Origin of the sequence: Pseudomonas sp. 14P_5.3_Bac1, from assembly GCF_025466135.1 — a bacterium.
Taxonomy (GTDB): Bacteria; Pseudomonadota; Gammaproteobacteria; order Pseudomonadales; family Pseudomonadaceae; genus Aquipseudomonas.
Genome location: NZ_JANLOF010000056.1, coordinates 261,215 through 279,868, shown reverse-complemented (window position 1 = coordinate 279,868; position 18,654 = coordinate 261,215). Strand labels below are relative to the sequence as shown.

The 18,654-nt window shown below is 53.1% G+C and carries 7 protein-coding genes, 1 tRNA gene and 2 pseudogenes; 5 read left to right on the top strand and 5 right to left on the bottom strand.

What is annotated here, in order from left to right; genetic code table 11:
- The first annotated feature begins 1,033 nt into the window (after positions 1-1,033).
- On the top strand, positions 1,034-6,841 hold the full coding sequence (locus NTD89_RS13605; protein WP_262208199.1) for an ATP-binding protein: 5,808 nt from the start codon (positions 1,034-1,036) through the stop codon (positions 6,839-6,841).
- 65 nt (positions 6,842-6,906) lie between these two features.
- Positions 6,907-8,703 carry a hypothetical protein gene (locus tag NTD89_RS13600; RefSeq protein WP_262208198.1) on the top strand — a complete coding sequence of 599 codons (1,797 nt, stop codon included), beginning with the start codon at positions 6,907-6,909 and terminating at the stop codon, positions 8,701-8,703.
- A 116-nt stretch (positions 8,704-8,819) separates the two neighbouring features.
- On the opposite strand, the pseudogene NTD89_RS13595 reads toward NTD89_RS13600, so the two are convergent.
- From NTD89_RS13595 to NTD89_RS13585, 3 genes and pseudogenes are all read right to left on the bottom strand, one after another.
- A pseudogene (locus NTD89_RS13595) lies at positions 8,820-9,659 on the bottom strand (chromosome segregation protein SMC).
- A 91-nt stretch (positions 9,660-9,750) separates the two neighbouring features.
- A pseudogene (locus NTD89_RS13590) lies at positions 9,751-11,063 on the bottom strand (DUF927 domain-containing protein); the annotation flags it as partial.
- A gap of 98 nt (positions 11,064-11,161) precedes the next feature.
- Positions 11,162-11,238: transfer RNA gene (locus NTD89_RS13585), tRNA-Arg, on the bottom strand.
- Positions 11,239-11,609: 371 nt separating this feature from the next.
- Here NTD89_RS13585 and gabD point away from each other — a divergent pair.
- The 3 genes from gabD to NTD89_RS13570 all read left to right on the top strand — a co-directional run bounded on the left by gabD (position 11,610) and on the right by NTD89_RS13570 (position 15,851).
- Positions 11,610-13,052 carry an NADP-dependent succinate-semialdehyde dehydrogenase gene (gene gabD, locus NTD89_RS13580; protein WP_262208197.1) on the top strand — a complete coding sequence of 481 codons (1,443 nt, stop codon included), beginning with the start codon at positions 11,610-11,612 and terminating at the stop codon, positions 13,050-13,052.
- A 179-nt stretch (positions 13,053-13,231) separates the two neighbouring features.
- Complete coding sequence (gene gabT / locus NTD89_RS13575) at positions 13,232-14,509, top strand: 4-aminobutyrate--2-oxoglutarate transaminase (RefSeq protein WP_262208196.1); 1,278 nt, start codon at positions 13,232-13,234, stop codon at positions 14,507-14,509.
- 139 nt (positions 14,510-14,648) lie between these two features.
- A complete protein-coding gene (locus NTD89_RS13570; RefSeq protein ID WP_262208195.1) occupies positions 14,649-15,851 on the top strand; it encodes a response regulator in 1,203 nt (400 codons plus the stop codon).
- A gap of 52 nt (positions 15,852-15,903) precedes the next feature.
- Here NTD89_RS13570 and NTD89_RS13565 read toward each other — a convergent pair whose 3' ends face one another.
- Positions 15,904-16,905, bottom strand: coding sequence for a GGDEF domain-containing protein (locus NTD89_RS13565; RefSeq protein WP_145159695.1), 1,002 nt, complete (start codon positions 16,903-16,905; stop codon positions 15,904-15,906).
- Between the two features lie 457 nt (positions 16,906-17,362).
- On the bottom strand, positions 17,363-18,547 hold the full coding sequence (gene desA, locus NTD89_RS13560) for a delta-9 fatty acid desaturase DesA (protein WP_242201455.1): 1,185 nt from the start codon (positions 18,545-18,547) through the stop codon (positions 17,363-17,365).
- Between the last annotated feature and the right edge of the window lie 107 nt (positions 18,548-18,654).

Genomic DNA, 18,654 nt, shown 5'->3' with positions numbered 1-18,654 from the left:
TATCAACTGTCCTCACCACCTGGTGATCAGAAATCACGCCGACCATCTTGATTAACTAGAGGCCAACAATGTGTTGTAGGGCCAATTTGGAAAGACAGCATGAGAGTACACACCCAGCCCACCTCAAAAACTGGTGTAACCGTTGTTACGAGTGTTACGCCTTGCACCAAACGCCCGTTTTCATTGGCTTTCACGGCTGTTACACAGCTGAGCTGCATCGCGTACATCGGATGTAACGTTGCCCGTGTGTGTAACGCTAAAGTCAGCGTCCGGGTGCTGTGGGCAGGTGCTTTGCGCTCCAACCTACCGAGCGAATTTCAATGGTTCCGCCTCTCGATGAGAGGAAATCACGCTGGGGACCCTGAGAGGTTTCGCTTCACACGGGGCATGAAACCCGCGGGATTGAGTTAGTGGGAGGATCTTAAAGTTACTGAAATTTCAATCGTTGAAATTGAAAGGTTGCCACAGGAAAAAGACCATTTTTACTGCATTGGTACGATGAAAAATTGTGTGGATGATGGTGAACACTCCACAAGGTCACCTCGGCATCATTTTTAGAGCTGAAGGTGCGGGAAAGCTTCCTACGCGCTGAGCGCGTGATTTTCCCTGGGCGTGGGTGTGGCGGGCACGTGCTTTCAGCATCCAAGGTAAGTGTAATAGGTGTTACACGTGTAACTGGTGTGTTGGCCATGCTTAACTTGTTGATTTAATTTGATATTATTGGCTTTACGCGAATCCGGCGAAGTCGCTATACCCGTGTGGGAAATGCCGAGAGTGTGTAACACTGTTGAAATTAAGACGTAATTCCATGTGAAGCTACGGCTTAAACATCTCGTTACTTCTTCGGTTTTAGTGTCCAGCTTTTCTTAGATCAAGCATAAGGGGGGCTGATCATGAATCTTGTAGATTTTGTTCTCAGCATTGGCTAAATTGGCTGAACGCGCTTAAAAAGCCACATATAAAATAAATTACGATCGCCATCAGTGGACGGTCGACCTTAAGCGAAGTCAATTGCTACCTATGGAAAGGGCATATGAACAAAATTTCTTCTATTGAGTTTGATGTTTCCAGAGATAGTCATCCATATGTTGGCATTTGGCCTTTTTCTGCTGATGGTTTTTTCCCTTCTGATATATTTTCCCCTCAACATCTATATGATGTTGTTTTCAAATTGTGGCCTGCTCATTTTAATTGCCCTGCCGCAACAGTTCGGCGAGCAATTAGAGCTCATTTAAAGCGTTACGCTCCTCACGCCCTAAAAACTACTTATAGAGACTCGATCCAAAGAGATACCGCGATGGCAAATGCTTTCGCATCCATATACTCTTCTCGTATTAGAGCGAAAGAACTTACCTTTCATAGGGAAAGTCTAGGCAGATTCGGTCGTGTAAGCAAAAAAAGTAGTGTTTTGGAACCAGGCAGTACTTTTGGGGAGCTCATAGGTCACAGCTATCACGAGGATAATGAATTAAATCCTCTGTTTAGATGGTTTTTAGATTGTGCTCAGCCAAGGCATGAACTTGAAAGAGAAAGGTATTTAACTGGAGACTTACTAGCTGAGGGTATTAAAAAAACCCCATGTCCTAAGCCGGTAAATAGCATCGAGTTTGCTAGGCTCGTGTTGGTGTATGCTTCATTGTCTAAATCGTTTGATGAGCAAGTATTGCTTGTAGAAACGGCACAGTTATTAGGCTGCACCCATCTAAATGGGTTGGCGAGAGCGCAGTTTGAAGGCGGTGAGTCAATCGATATCGATTGTGTAGATGTAGGACATAATGTCGAACTGCCTAAGCTTATGAAGGGGGTATCAAAATCAAGTCATGAATGGCAACCTGATTCTGATTCATTGCGATCCGTTGAGGAATTTGATTCTGCTATTTCTGCCTTCTTTAAGGCGAAAGAATTAGTCTCTGAATGGGATGGGGGGATAATTTCAGATCTTATTACTATTTCAGACGATAGGTGGAGAGCTATTTCAAGTGCAGTGCAGGAAGCGAGAGAATCATCCAAAAGTGTTGTAAAATGTCGCTTGAGAATACAAGAGTTAGACGCTGCGCAGTGGGAGTTGATTCTCAAAAGGGTTGATGTTGAGCAAACTTGTAGTAAGCATGTTCCGGCGAACGATGAGGAGTTGGTGGCAGGCTTTTTGTTGTTGTGCAGAATAAAAAATGCTTTAGATGAATTAAATCCTTCATTCAATCAGCTTGAGGTTTGGAAGGGGTCGCTTGATGGCGTGTTGACTCTGTCGAAGTTGGAGGAATTAATTAATTCGATAAGCGCAGAGTATAGCGATAGGTGCGAGCGGCGTATTTTTAGAGAGTCGTTTAATGAGTATGTGAAAGTAGTCCCTCCAGCCCTTTTAGGGCGGTATCTTTCGGGGTTAGATGGAGTAGAGCTAAGTGCACTAATCGACTCGTATGGTAATGATCGCTGGTTGGTGGGTGATGCAATACTCATAAGAGCAGCGCTGGATAAGACTAGCACGATTCCCAGTAGCGTAATGGACGTTCTTCTGGCCGCCGGGCTTGTAGAAAAAAGAAGAGCTCTGCTGCATTTTGTCGATCCTAGTTCTGCAATTCTAAAAACAAACTTAACATTTCGAAGAGTTGTTGCTGTTGAGCGTTTTCGGGATATATTTTTATTTGAGCCTGTTGCGCAAATACTCGACCCATCATCCGGTCTAAATGACGTTGAATTGGTTGGTCGTAATGTTTATGAACTTGCGGAGCTGATATCGGTAAACTCCAGCCTTTTGTCAACTGGTGCTGATGTTTCGCGTTTGATACGGCAAAATTCTAATGATGAACGCGCGTGCACTGCTCTGAAAGAATTCGCTAATACGCCAGTCACTATGCAAGGAAACTTCCGAAGGCTTAAGGAAAAAGCTAGAGATAAGTTGCTAAAAACCGCTTTCAAAAATGATGAGCCAGTGGTGAAACAGGCTCTTATCTTGATTGAGGATATTCAAAGTGATGACTTTACAGATGGTTTGTTTTTTGAACTTCAAGAGGAGCGTCCGGATGACAGCTTGGAGCAGCGCCATCGAGAACAGCTAACTCGATATGTTTCTCAAATGGATCGTTTGTTAAGAGACTTTGTCTCAGAGGTACAACATAGGCCCGATGTCAGAATGAAGAGTGTCGCGTCGAAGCTTAGAAAGCTGCACCGACAGCTAAGAAATTCCGACGATATCGGGTCGTTGGAGTGGTTAGAGGGGCAAATTGCAGAACTGCTCAGCAATCCGGCCAGTGGGAATAGTATTCCAACATTGCGCGGAAAATCTGAAGATATTAAAAGTTCTAGATGGACTTCAGAAAATACGTCGTGGGCTACAGATTTTATAGAGTTGCCCGAATTTTATTTTGAAGCCTCAATTTCTCCATGGGATGTGGCTGTTGCATCGTTATATTGGCGGGCATTAGGGAGTGCGCCTGAAGGGATGCAGATAGCTAAGAAGTTGCTGGAGTGTGAAGAGTGTCAAGGCGCAATAAAGTTTGCCAAGGAACTGAATGATAAAGCAGTAAGTAGTTATGTGTTGGACGCTGTATCTCCGCAGATTGACGCCCTCACTCTGAGGGTGGGCAAGTTGATCGCTGAGCATGGTGATAGCGCCCTAGAGGGAATTGAGGAGTATAAACTATACAAGTCAGCTTTAGATTTGTTCGATTTGAGCGCTGCGAGCGAGCATCTAGAGCTATTAGAATTAATAACATCCGATATTAATAAGGGAGATCCTTTCGATTCAAGTCAGAATCAGGAGCGGCGGCTGACTCTTTTACGTTATTTTGGCTTGATTGGCTCTCCTTTGGAAGATCCAGTGCCAATTGATGCGAAACTAGAAGCGCTTTGGTTGAGTGTTATGAACGCTCATGTATTAGAGCGACTACATCTGACTGTTGTTGAGAAGGCCCTTGACAATATTGACAATGCCGAAGATAGCTTTGCAGCTGTAATCTCGAACTTTAAAGAGGGTAATCAAAATCCTGATCGGTGGCTGCCATCAAATACGGCTGCTGATTTTTCGGATTTTGTCCGCGAACCAGCCGAAGTGTTAGCGTCATGGGCAAGATCGGCGCCAATGTATATTCCTTCAGAGCAACGTGCCTCGTATATAGTCTGTGAGTGGTTTATAAGCTTTGTAGTGGAGCGTTCGAGATCAATACATCAGCTAGAAGAGGCTGATAGTTTGAATTCTGCTATGGATCGGATTTTTGAAGTTTCCGCGATTATTGTTAATGCACCTCGTCCAGCCTTATGCTTAACACAGCTGCGTGAAACCGGTGAGGTGCCTGATGAGCTCGTTGACTTGGCTATCGACCAGAACGGCGCAGGTGACGATAACCATTACTCAACTTACGGTAAACGTAGGCTGAACGCTCAAAATGAGCCAGGAGCGGATAGCTCTGAAGCATCATTGGAAGTTATGGGGCTTGTAAAAAGAGAACAATGGTTGGAAGCCAGTGAAATTTGTTCAAAGTTTGATGCGAGCGGAAGTGAAAAAACGAATACGTTGTTCAACATGACTGATGTGTTTCACGCTCTTTCGGATGAAACAGAAAAGCCTAGTGTCAATTTAGTCGACAAGCTGGCGACAGCTGCGACATGGCTTTCCACATATAACGAGTACACTGCACTACTTCCGGAATCGAGAAGAGTGGATCTAGCATTTCGTGTGCTTACTGGTGTCGTTGCCGCCGATAGCGGGGATGAGATGGTTCGCGTGCCAGCTGCTAACGGCGCATGGACAGAGATATTGGGACGCTCCTCACCTTTTAGGAAAATGTTAGTAACTGGAGTGGCGTATCGGGTTGAGAAGGTACTGGAGGCGCTTTTAACTGGGTGTTTGAGCATCCAGATAGCCGAACGGCTTTGGGATGCTGCGACGAACATAAATGACCCTCATACTTACCGTACTCCACTTCTAACATTTCTTTATGAGCATGGCGCGTCTGACGCATTGGGTAGACTTGCAGCCAAATACGATCCGGCTATCGCTGCTAGACTTTCCCAGCTTTTTGAGTTAAGGCTGGTAGCCTCAAACCGACCAGATCTGATACCGGTGGCGCAGTCGGTTGCAGATCAAGTCGTCACCGCGGCGAAAAGTGTGCCCTTTAGAACATTTGTTAAAGAGCTACCTACCGCAGCTCAAGTAGTGAAGCCTAACCTAAGCGTTGAGTGTGAGGGAGAGCTATGCTTAAGGGAGTCAACTAAGGGTACTGTCTTCGAATTACCAATTGTGGTTACACCGCAAGGTCTGGTACCTGTAAAGTTGGAGGCTACTCTGTTTGATGGTGATGACGCCGTTTTTGAAGAGGACACGTTGCGCTCTGAGCTTTCAAGCCGTCCGTTGTACTTCGCTAGTGAGTTTACACTGCGAATTAAATTTGGCTCATCATGGTTTGTTAAAGGAAGTAATCCTCGCGACAGTGTAAGAGTAAGGGTCCGTGCAAAAACAGTAACAGATGAGTTTTTTGTGGAGGATATCGTTTGTAGAGTTCGCTCGTACGACTCTAGGGGGTATAACGGTACTGATCTTAATACTGATACTTTGCTCGATATATATCCTGGTGTAAGCAATACTCCTGCAGTCGAGGAGGCGTTTATCGGTAGACATGATGAGTTGGAGTGTTTGAATCAAGTGCTAGTTTCCGCGCGTAGGCCTAGCCCAGTATTGTTAACTGGTATGCGGCGTATCGGCAAAACTTCACTGCTATTTGCATTTCATAATCGTTTGCGGCAACCGGGTAATTCAACAGCTATAAGCTTTTACCTTTCCTTGGCTGAGCGAAGAGTAGAGTTTGTAGGTCATGATCGTTCTGTATCGGCCACTATTTTCCGCGCTATTTCTCATGGGCTTGTACGGCCCAATCTTTCAGCGACTGATCAAAACCATGCTTTGTGCACACGAATTCGTCAAAAATTTGATGGCGACTGGAAAGCTGCAAGAAAGGCAATCCAGGAGTGCTTCGACGAAGAAAGTCTATCTGACTCGCTTATAGCACTGAGTGAAAAAATTCTAGACTGGACAGGCGCACCTTCAGAGCGATTTATTTTATTAATTGATGAAGCCGAGTCTTTGGTAGCCCCATATCAGGCTGGTGGGAACAAGAAGCTGGAGTTGGAGCAACTACTCCAAAGCCTTCGTGAAATCTCCCAAACCACCGGTTCAATAGGAATTTTGCTTTCAGGTAGCAATCATATTAACGTTTTCGCCAGGGAGTATAAGAACGCTTTTTTTGGCAGCAGCCAGCTCATTGAGTTAGCAGGATTAAAAGATGCTAAAGAAGCGGCCGCTTTAATTGCTCCTCATCGAGTATCAATTTTTGTTCAATTCGAAACGCCAGCTATCGAATACGCCTTCTCTCTGTGTGCAGGAATGCCGCAGTTTCTCTGGCAAGTTGGCGCAACCGTTGCGCATTTGGTCAGATCCGGGGCTGCAACAAAAAAAGACGTTAGGATGGCTGTGGCGGCTTTAGTTGGAGAAAGAAAAGCAGAGTTACCGTTTAAGTCTTATGAGATTCTTGAGCCAATTGACAGCATGTTGGCCCTGGAAAGTGCTCGAGAGCGAGATCTGCTTTGGATGCTTCTTTATCGTATTGCAAACGCTAGCTCGCTCGTTGCGGAAGATGCAACTGTTCCGTTTGTAATAGATCATGCACTCGCGGCCTTGGAGGAGCGCTCAGCTTGGAATAGGCGTCTTCGAGCTTTGGTTGACCTAAAAATACTGCGCATGGATTCATCATCAACAATTCGTTTTCAAGTTCCTCTTTTTGCTGAGGGATTCAGAGCTAAAAAATATTGGCAGGAATACAATATTAGGCTTCAGGGAGTTGCAGTATGAGACGAAGTTGTGAATGGTTTTCGGATCGTGCGGATATGATATGGCGTGCGCAACCAGCTAGATCTATGCTGCTGTTGGTTCCTCAAGGTTGTGATGAAACCGCTGCTTCAACATTGGTTCGTGAGTGGACTTTACGCAACTTTAAGTTGCCCTCGGCTTATAAAGATCATAGCCCTGTTTGTGTTGCCTTGACTTCAGATAGTATGCAGTCATGTGCTCACTTCGCAAATACTTTTGCAAAGCGCCTATGCCGACCTTTGAGTATTGAGCTTGAAGCAGATCCCGATGACTATCCAACCGATACGATTCAATTAGCTGTTGAAGGCTTATTGGATGCGGGATATTACCCTATTATTGTTATTGAAAGATTTCATGCTTTCGCTTTGATTAAAGACTCTGGCATGACATCTGTGTTGTCGGGCATGCGTTCTCTTGAGCACGCAGGCCAGCTTACAACCCTAGCTTTTTCACCACTTACTTACACGATGATCCGTCGGTTAATGCAAGATGGGCAGCCATTCCTGAACTCTGTGTATGGCGATAATCACGACCAAGCTTTTATGACGCCTATCTCTCGGGAGGACTTTGTTCAGTACGCAATTGATCGAGGTATAACGCACGGGCGCGCAAATTGGTTATATGTTCGCGGAGGTGGTCCAGACGCGGTATATAGCACTCTGATTGATGTTTCGTCCTCTCCGGACTCTCTCATAATTGAAAAGTGTATTGATCGGATCGGCGATACTCTAGATAAGTTTTTAGAGCGCTCTTTTGCCACGGGGGTTGAGGACCAGGATTTGATTTTGTCTACTTTGGCGGTGGGTAGACTGCTAAAGCAACAGGTCTCATTTTTAGCAAGCAACCCTCTCTCTCCTTTTTTGATGAAAAAGACTGCTGATGGTAATACGGTCTGTAGTTCTCAAATTTTAGCAAGAAAGATATTGCGTAGAGACCAACCGAAGTGGTCTTTGTATGGTGAGTGTCTTCAGGCAATAGGTAGTGGAGAATATCAAAAGGCTGGAGACATTGCTCGTTGCCTAGAGGATGACGATTCGAGGTTAACGGTATTTAAAAACGTGGTTCTCCTACGCTCAGCTCTTTTCTCTAGGCCGGGATTAGGGCTGCTAGGTATTGAGTGGGGAGTTGTAGGTAGGCTCGCAGATAATATAATAGATTCTAAATCCCGCGTGCCAGATGATATCTTAGAGTGGACTCATTCAGTGTCAGAATGGGCTAATTTGATTGTTAATAATGGAGAAGGCGCGATTAATAGATTGCAAGTTGATGCGCTAACGTCTTTAGCTGCGAATAAAAATGTTAGGATTGTAGTTTTGTATATGGTTTATTCATTTGTTAAAGAGGTTTCGTTGTTAGAGTCACCTTCTCAGCGTATTCTCCATTTGGTCAATATTCCAGAGGCTATATTGCAAACCATTGCGTCTGGATTTTGCGATATAGATTATAAAAAACCCACAGAGCCATTTCCGGAAGCAAATTACAGTGAGTTTTTTAGCGGGGTAAGCGAATTTTTGGTTCCTTCTCCAAACCAAAAAATGACGCTTACTTCGCTATTAGTTGTTGTTCCTGCATTGCTATCTTTTCGTGAGCTGAAAAATTGCGAAGCGTTTACGGATAGGAAAAACATAAAGTCTTTGCAGCAAAAACTCGTAGATTGCGTTAGAAATCCGGCTTCTCACACCATTGTTGACTTTTTAGAAAAGGATTCAAGGTTTTTATTGGAGTTGTGTTTAAATTGGGTAGAAAGCTGGATCAGAATGGAAGGCTTTCAGGAGTTCGATGATTTGCCTGTGGTTCGCAATACTCCAACTTCCGAAGATATCGCTGCGATGCTTGTTGGTTGATTGAGGTGAGATTTCGATAAAAGTAGATATCTGCTTAGACTGGATGTGTTAGTGGTGCGCAGATGAGAATTAAGAAAGCCGACAGGTGTCGGCTTTTTAGTCCATTTGGTAGATATCTACATTGCGAGAAGGTCTTGTAGGCGATGCTGGCTGCTACGATCTGCTATATCACCCCATTCCCAATTACCAAAATTCTCACCAAGTTGAGGAATATCGAGATTGAAGAGTGATGTTAGATCCCGATTAAAAATCATGCGAGAAGCAGCATAAAGCTTGCCGCCCACGCCGAGCAGTGCCTTGGCCGCTTCATTCCACTGTTCCTCCAACATGTCATGAGCGAGATCTAATGCCTTTTTCTCTATCTTTTGTTGCTCTTCCTGAGCCTTGGTGATGTGTCGGTCGACAATGACCAGCTCTTGCTCAAGGGCGGCGATGATCAGGAGCTGGCGACGATGTTGTTCAGTCGCGGCAGTGAGGCTTTTTGCCGCTTTCGGTGCGTCACTGCTGGCAGATTTCTCACCCTCTACATCGCCCCATACCACCGCCTGAGCTTAAGCGGTAGCTGCGGGGGTCTCTGCTTGGCGCGCACTGGCTATTTCCTCTTGCGCTTGCTGACGCACTTCCTCCAGGCGAGTGCTAAGACTTTGTCGTTTTGAGCTCGATTTCATCGGCAGCCCAGTTCGCTGTGTCGGCGGTGTAGTCCGTCATGAGCGCGTCGCAGTTGGCGAGGTTCTCACGGCGGTTAATCTTCGGGTTCAGCCGGTAGAGTTCCATATCCAAAGAATCAATCTTTCTTTTCGCTCGTTGTACTGGTCGCGCTCTTCACGTTCCCGGCCCTGCTCAATCGTTTCGGGGTTTTCTAGGGCCATTTCATAGGGAATCAGGGCGGCTCGAAGGCTCTCTATCTCACTGGTCACTTGGTCGCGGCGGTCTTTCATTTCTTGAATTTCGTTCATTTGATTGGTCTCTATTTGATTCGATAGTGGAATGGTTGTGCGGCTGGCGGGACCGGAATTAGCCGGCGCTACCTCCGTCAGTAGGCTGCCGTTAGCCGGCCTGTGCCTCGCTTTCATCCGTCCCCGGTACCGTCTTCACCACATAGCAACGCTGGGTGCCCAAGCCAGGCAAGCGGACGGCGCAGGAGGCTTTGCCGTCCGGCCCGGGCTTAAGAACACTTCGGTGTATCAGCTCCTTGTTCACGGCGTTGATGTTCACGCCTTTGAACACCTCGGAGCGCCAAGCCTCCGGCAACACGTAGTAGGTGCTGGTGGTATGCAACGAGTCACCGAGGCCATGCTTCAGCGTCTTGCGAAAGCCCAACCGATCAATCGTGCGTGGGCCGTGCTCATCGATCTTGGCGGCGGCAGATTCCCAGCGGGTAAAGCGGCTTTCTCCAAAACGCTCGATGACCTGTCTCAGCCGCGCCAAAATCGCATCGCCCTCGAAGTTACCGGCGCCGCCGCGTTCGGCCAGCCACGCATGCAGACAAACCCGTGCGGCGGTAGTGGCTGTGCCATCCGGCCAGCCGGTGACGCCAAAAGCGGTAGCCAACTCTCCGGCCGCTGCTGCGAGGCCAAAGCGAAGGGCGGCACGTTGGGCTTGCCCACTGGCCGATGCGGGCAGGTTTTGGGTGATGAACTGCTTCACCGTGCGGCGAATGATCACCGTCCATCTGAGCATTTCGTCAGGCGCGCACAGTGCATGCAGGAAGGCGGTGAGGGGGGGCCGTAGTATTTGGCGACACGAGCTTTGAGCGCATCGGAGAGGGCGGCAGCGTCCTCAAACCCGTTCAGCACATCGAATATACCGAGGCCTTTGCTGGCATCCGCAGGCACGGCGAGCATGCGCACCTCCATACCGGCTTTCAGCTCCTTGTTGGCATCCGCCATGTGCTGCGCCAACGTCTTCTCTCCCGTAGAGAGAAACAGCAAGCGCCACTCCTGCACCTGTCGGCCCGCTTGTCCTCGATCGTTCGCCCGTGCCTTACCGGTGCCGTTGCCGAGCATGTACACCGTTTCGCCAATTATGCGCGGGTCACACATACCGATTTCATCCAGCACCAGGAGGCCGTCTGAGTGCGCGGCGGCGAAGGACTCCAGGGCGTTATCTGTTGAGCGCCAAGAACGCACCAGCCGCGGCCCGCCATAAACCGAGGCAGCGACTTTCAGCTGAGTGGTCTTGCCGCCGGAGCTGTCGCCTTCGAGGTGGAAGCCGCCCGACTCATGTCCAAGCAGGTTCAGCAACGGGCCTGCAAAGGCCACAGAGGCGGCAAACGCCGAGCGATGGTTACCAACGCACAGTGCGCCGAGTTGCTGCTGCCATTGCTGCAGAGCGCGCGTTTCGCTGATGGGTGTGAGCTGCTCACAGTCTTACCAGCCCAGGCGCGTTACCAAACGTGCTATCGGTCGCCCACAAAAAAGCCCCAGGTCTTTCGACCTGGGGCTTTTTCGTCTGTATCTGGTGCACCCGGCGGGATTCGAACCCACGACCCCTGCCTTCGGAGGGCAGTACTCTATCCAGCTGAGCTACGGATGCTTGTGCGGGCGACATCATACCCATGTCGTCCTTGGGCGTCCATGCCGGTCTTTGGCCGTTTGTGGGTAGGAATTGGCTGCACAGAGGCCCTGCGCCGGGCGCCGGTGGTCGAGGCGCTGGAACCCGGCCGCATCACGCTGATCAGAAAGATTCGGCAAATGCGCCGTTTTCGTTCTTTTTTTCGAACAGACTATTGCCCTGTACCCCCATTGATCCTAGGATTCGTTTGAGATTTCAAACGCTCTGTCTCCCGTGCGCTCTTTCACTCTTGCCGCGCGCTGGGGCTGATTTCCCTGACGGCAGCCCACAAGGCGCCTTTCAACAACTCTAATTCGCTCCGCGTGCGCGCGGTGCTGTTAAGGAAAGCCGACATGCAGCTCAAAGATACCCAGTTGTTCCGCCAACAAGCCTTTATCGATGGCGCTTGGGTCGATGCGGACAACGGTCAAACCATCAAGGTCAACAACCCGGGCACGGGCGAGATTCTCGGCACCGTGCCGAAGATGGGCGCCGCCGAAACCCGCCGCGCTATCGAAGCCGCCGACAAGGCGCTGCCGGCCTGGCGTGCGCTGACCGCCAAGGAGCGCGCCAACAAGCTGCGCCGTTGGTTCGAGCTGCTGATCGAAAACCAGGACGACCTCGGTCGCCTGATGACCCTGGAGCAAGGCAAACCGCTGGCCGAAGCCAAGGGCGAAATCGTCTACGCCGCTTCCTTTATCGAGTGGTTCGCCGAAGAAGCCAAGCGCATCTACGGTGACGTGATTCCCGGCCACCAGCCCGACAAGCGCCTGATCGTGATCAAGCAGCCCATCGGCGTGACCGCTGCAATTACCCCGTGGAACTTCCCGGCCGCGATGATCACCCGTAAAGCCGGCCCGGCCCTGGCCGCCGGTTGCACCATGGTGATCAAGCCGGCTTCGCAAACGCCGTTCTCGGCCCTGGCCCTGGTTGAGCTGGCGCACCGTGCCGGTATCCCTAAAGGCGTGCTCAGCGTGGTCACCGGCAGTGCCGGCGACATCGGCGGCGAGCTGACCAGCAACCCGATCGTGCGTAAATTGTCCTTCACTGGCTCCACCGAAATCGGTCGCCAGCTGATGGCCGAATGCGCCAAGGACATCAAGAAGGTCTCGCTGGAACTGGGCGGCAATGCGCCGTTTATTGTGTTCGACGACGCGGACCTGGATAAGGCTGTCGAAGGCGCGATCATTTCCAAATACCGCAACAACGGCCAGACCTGCGTCTGCGCCAACCGCCTGTACATCCAGGATTCGGTGTACGACGCGTTCGCCGAAAAACTCAAAGTGGCCGTGGCCAAACTCAAGATCGGCAACGGTCTGGAAGACGGCACCACGACTGGCCCGCTGATCGACGAAAAAGCCGTGGCCAAGGTTCAGGAGCACATCGCTGATGCCCTGAGCAAAGGCGCCAAGCTGTTGGCCGGTGGCAAGGTGATGGAAGGCAACTTCTTCGAGCCGACCATTCTGGTCGACGTGCCGAAAAATGCCGCCGTGGCGAAGGAAGAAACCTTCGGCCCATTGGCGCCATTGTTCCGCTTCAAAGACGAAGCCGAAGTGATCGCGATGTCCAACGACACCGAGTTCGGCCTGGCTTCCTATTTCTACGCCCGCGACCTGGGCCGTGTGTTCCGTGTGGCTGAAGCTTTGGAATACGGCATGGTCGGCGTCAACACCGGGTTGATCTCCAACGAAGTGGCGCCGTTTGGCGGCATCAAGGCGTCGGGCCTGGGCCGTGAAGGCTCCAAGTATGGGATCGAGGATTACCTGGAAATCAAATACCTCTGCCTGGGCATCTGACCGGCAAGAGCTTGCAGCAAACGCAGAGGGCACGAGAGCGCTGACCCTTTGCGTGTTTCACACGTTATTCGTAGTGGCCGGGAAAGCTGTGGCAGTCGATCATCGCATGCTGCCGTAGTTGCCTCCCCGCCACGTATTCCTTGGACCGCGCCACCCGATGAGTGGCGAATGAGGACTTTATGAGCAAGACCAACGCATCCCTGATGAAACGCCGCGAAGCCGCTGTACCGCGCGGTGTTGGCCAGATTCACCCGATCTTCGCTGAATCCGCGAAGAACGCCACCGTGACCGACGTTGAAGGTCGCGAGTTCATCGACTTCGCCGGCGGTATCGCTGTGCTGAACACCGGCCACGTGCACCCGAAAGTCATCGCCGCCGTGACCGAGCAACTGAACAAGCTGACCCACACCTGCTTCCAGGTTCTGGCCTACGAGCCTTACGTGGAACTGTGCGAAAAAATCAACGCCAAGGTGCCAGGCGATTTCGCCAAGAAAACCCTGCTGGTCACCACCGGTTCCGAAGCGGTTGAAAACGCCGTGAAGATCGCGCGTGCAGCCACTGGCCGTGCCGGCGTGATCGCCTTCACCGGCGCCTACCACGGCCGCACCATGATGGCCCTGGGCCTCACCGGCAAAGTCGTGCCGTACTCGGCCGGCATGGGCCTGATGCCAGGCGGCGTGTTCCGCGCGCTGTTCCCGAACGAACTGCACGGTGTGAGCGATGACGACGCCATCGCCAGCATCGAACGCATCTTCAAAAACGATGCCGAGCCGCGTGACATCGCTGCCATCATCATCGAGCCGGTGCAGGGCGAAGGCGGTTTCTACGTCGCGCCTAAATCCTTCATGAAGCGCCTGCGCGAACTGTGCGACAAGCACGGCATCCTGCTGATCGCCGACGAAGTGCAAACCGGTGCCGGCCGTACCGGTACCTTCTTCGCCATGGAGCAGATGGGCGTCGCCGCCGACCTGACCACCTTCGCCAAATCCATCGCCGGCGGCTTCCCGTTGGCCGGTGTGTGCGGCAAGGCTGAATACATGGACGCCATCGCCCCAGGCGGCCTGGGCGGCACCTACGCCGGTAGCCCGATCGCGTGCGCCGCTGCATTGGCAGTGATGGAAGTGTTTGAAGAAGAGCACCTGCTGGACCGCTGCAAGGCTGTCGGCGAGCGCCTGGTGACTGGCCTCAAAGCCATTCAAGCCAAGTACCCGGTAATCGGTGAAGTACGTGCCCTGGGCGCGATGATCGCGGTCGAGCTGTTCGAAGGTGGCGACAGCCACAAGCCGAACGCTGCTGCCGTCGCCTCCGTGGTGGCCAAGGCGCGTGACAAGGGCCTGATCCTGCTGTCCTGCGGCACCTACGGCAACGTGTTGCGCGTACTGGTCCCGCTGACCTCGCCAGACGAGCAGTTGGACAAAGGCTTGGCGATCATCGAAGAGTGTTTCTCCGAGCTGTAAGCGGAACCTGATTTGATCGACAGAAAAAACCCGCTTCGGCGGGTTTTTTTGTGCCCGATGCAGCACATTCAGGCCGTGTTCATTGTACGTAGGCAGCGTGATTGTCTAAGGTTGCAGCATTGCCGATGGAGCGTGCTGGATGACTGCTGTTGATTTACCGGCTGTACCCCGAGTGTTGATTGCCGAGGCGGACCCTTGGTCGCGGGATCTGCTCAAGCAAGTGCTGTTGAATGTGCGCTGCGACGCACGGCTGGATGTGTGTGCTGATGGGCAGCAAGCAGCCACGCTGTTGCGAGAAAAAACCTACGACCTGATTCTCGCGGATTGGGAGTTGCCGGGCGTCGATGGCCTGAGCCTGCTGCGCAGCGTGCGCCAGAAGCGCCGTTCGCTGCCCTTTATTCTGTTGAGCAGTCGCAATGACAGCGCCAGCGTGCGCGAAGCCTTGCCCCTGGCGCCGACGGCGTACCTGACCAAACCACTGAACATGGAAGGCCTGACCCAGCGCCTTCAAGACCTGCTGCTCAACGACGGCGAAAGCGTGTACTGCGAAATTGCGCCGCTGGCGCCGGGCATGACGTTGCCGGTGTTCCTGGAGCGCCGCCGCGAAGCCTCTGACGGTGCGCCGTTGCGGGTGGATGTAAAAGACGCCGTAGAGCACAGCCTCACGCCGGATGGCCTGGACCTCGGATGCCTGGAAGACCAGGTGCGCATGGACCCGCAAATAACGGCCGTATTGATCGCCGCCGCCAACAGCGCCGGCCATCACGGCACGCCGGTGCAAACCCTGGCCGCCGCGCTGCACACACTGGCGGCCGGGCAGAGCATGAACCTGATTCTGGGCCTGGCCCTCAAGCACAACGTGGTGCTGGGCGACCCGGCGCTGGTGGCCTATGCCGAGCGCCACTGGCAACTGTCCCAAGACACTGCCGACTATGCTCGCCACCTGGCGCGCATGCTGGAGCTGGACCACGAGCGCTGCTACAGCGCCGGCATCCTGCATCGGTTGGGCGACTTGGCGTTGTTGCGCTGCCTGGAAGACTGGCGCCAGGGCGGCGGGGCGTTGGATGACGAAGCAATTGGCGAGTCTCTGGCTACCTACGGTGCGGCCTATGGTTCGGCATTGCGCGCGCGTTGGCGTTTGCCGTTGGAGCTACGCCAGTTGATTGCGTCGATCTATTCACTCGAAGGCGGGGTGTATTCGCGAGAATCGCTGGTGATGAACCTCGCGGCGCAGATGGCGCGGCTGACCGAGCGTGAAGGGTTGGAAGAGCTGGCCAGCAGCAAAACGGCGCGCTTGCTGAAGGTCGGGTTGTCGGAGTTGACTCGGGTACGCAAGGCCTAGCCAGCAACGAGGTCACGTGTGGGAGCCGGCCCGCTCCCATCGTTGAGTGCCGTTAACTCGCTATGACGCGGTTCTTGCCTTGGCGTTTGGCCTCATACATCGCCGCATCCGCGCGCGCAAACAGGCTGTCCAGAGACGCATCTTCTTCGCGCAGCGTAGCCAGGCCCTGGCTGACGGTGACGGTAAATTGCCGCCCTTCGTAGCTGAAACTCAGCGCCTGGATTTCCTTGCCCAACCGCTCGGCCACTTGCAATGCCATGTGCGGCGCACAACCGGGCAGCACGGCGGCGAATTCTTCGCCACCGATGCGCCCGAACAGGTCGCCACGGCGCAGTACGCTGCGACCGCTCTCGGCGATACGCCGCAACACCTGATCGCCCTCCAGGTGGCCGTAACTGTCGTTGACCTCTTTGAAGTTATCAATGTCCAGCAACAGGAACGCCAGCGTTGTGCCTTGGGCGCAGGCGCTGTCGAAGGCCAGGTTGGCGCATTCGAAAAAGTGCCTGCGATTGCTGCTCTGGGTCAGTACGTCGGTGGTGGCGAGTCGGTGCAGTTCCAACTCCATCTGTTTCTTTTCGGTGATGTCTTCGGCCATGCCGACCACGATCACCGGCCTGCCGGGCTCGACCTGCTGGTTGATATAGCATTTGTCGCTCAACCAGCGAATCTGCCCGTCGGCGGTAATGATGCGGTACTCGCGGTCCTCCACGGCGCCTTGCTCCAGCACGCGAGCGAGGCTGTATTCAGCGTAATCGAGGTCTTCGGGGTGAACGCTGTTGCGCCATTCGCGGTGGTCGGCCAATAGCAGACCGGCCGGACGGCCAAACACTCGCTCGTAGGCCGGGCTCACGTACAGCACTTGGCGCGTTTCCCAGTCGATGGCCCACAGCACGGCATTCACGCTGACCAGCAGTGAGCTGAGCAGTTGCTCGCGCTCACTCAGCCGCTCGACTTCACCCTGGGCGTGCATGAGCGCCAGCAAGGTTGCCGCCGCAGCCGGGCGGGCAGGCTCAGCTGTGGGGGCATCGGGCAAGTAAGGCTTTTCGTGAACCATCGGTACAACTCTCTCTGGGCGCGCCGCAGGATGGAGCAGCGGTCACTACAAGGGGTCACCATGATGGCGAAGTGTTCTTTGAGAGAGGGGAATTGCGGTGAAGTTCCGTGAACAGGCTGACTAAGAAATGACGTCAGAAACCGGTTGTAGGCCGATTTTCGCGGTGAATAGGCTGGTTTTGGTGATTAGTTTTACGGTGGTGAGGGTGCTTGCTGTGGCAGGCGGGCTCGCTGTGGCGAGGGGCTTGCTGTGGCGAGCGGGCTTGCCCCGCGTTGGGCTGCGAAGCGGCCCTGAAACCTGGCACTGCGGTTTGTCGGGAGAAATGCGGTGGTTTTTATTGGGGCTGCTTTGCAGCCCAACGCGGGGCAAGCCCGCTCGCCACAGGGAGCCCGCCTGCCAAGGCCAACCCGCCCTGCCACGGCAAGCCCGCTCACACGAGCGGGCTGTGAATGCCCGATCAGGCCGCTGCAGGACGCAGCGAATAGGTCTTCAGCTGGTGGGCAAAATCGCGCAGGGACTGAATGCCGCTGGCCTCGGCCTCGTGCACCCATTCCTTGATCGCAGCCAGCATGTCGTGGCCATTGGAGCTGGTTTTCAGCCAGATCTGCTGCAGCGCCAGGCGCTTCTCGTAGATCACGGTGAGCGCATGGCTGTGTTCCAGCAGGCTCTGGATACGCACGTGGTGGCGGTCATCCAGCAAGCTGGTTTCACGCGACAGCAGGCGTTTGGCACGGTGGAACTGATGACGCACCGAGTGATCGACCTTCTCCAGCTCTTGCTTGACCAGCGGGCCGATCACCAACTTGCGGTACTGGGCCATGATCTGAAAGCGGTTGTTGAGGATCGCCATGGCGGTGTCCATGTCCAGATGGCCTTTGCCTTCGACACGGTGGGCGATGGGGGCAACGCGCTGCACCTTGGCCAGGCGCAGGAAGCTGAAGACTTTGATCCACGCCCAACCCAGGTCGAATTCCCACTTTTTCACCGACAGCTTGGCCGAGTTGGGATAGGTGTGGTGATTGTTGTGCAGCTCTTCGCCGCCGACGATGATGCCCCACGGCACCAGGTTGGTCGCCGCGTCACGGCATTCGAAGTTGCGATAGCCCACGGCGTGCCCCAGGCCGTTGATCACGCCGGCAGCCCAGAACGGAATCCACATCATCTGGATCGCCCAGATGGTGATGCCGATGGTGCCGAACAGCATCAGGTCGATGACGCCCATGATCGCCACGCCCAGCAGCGGGTAAGGCGTATAGATCTTGCGCTCGATCCAGTCGTCCGGGCAGTTCTTGCCGTAGATGCGCAAGGTCTCTGGGTTTTCGGCTTCGGCGCGGTACAGCTCGGCGCCTTTGCGCAATACGGTGGACAGGCCTTTGACGACCGGACTGTGCGGGTCGTCGACGGTTTCGCATTTGGCGTGGTGTTTGCGGTGGATGGCGGTCCACTCGCGGGTGTTCTGCGCCGTGGTCAGCCACAGCCAGAAGCGGAAGAAGTGTTTCAGGCCGGCATTGAGCTCCAGGGAGCGATGGGCTGAATAGCGGTGCAGATAAACCGTGACCCCAACGATGGTCACGTGGGTCATCAACAGAGTGACTGCCACCAGTTGCCAGGCTGACAAGTCAAGAAAACCGTTGTACCACATAGGCTGTATGGCCCTCAGATAAAGAAAAAAGCAGCTCACGCATTATCACTAAGCCTACAGAGAAAACCAGCCGCCCTTTCAGATAGAAGTGACTGGATGTTTCTTAT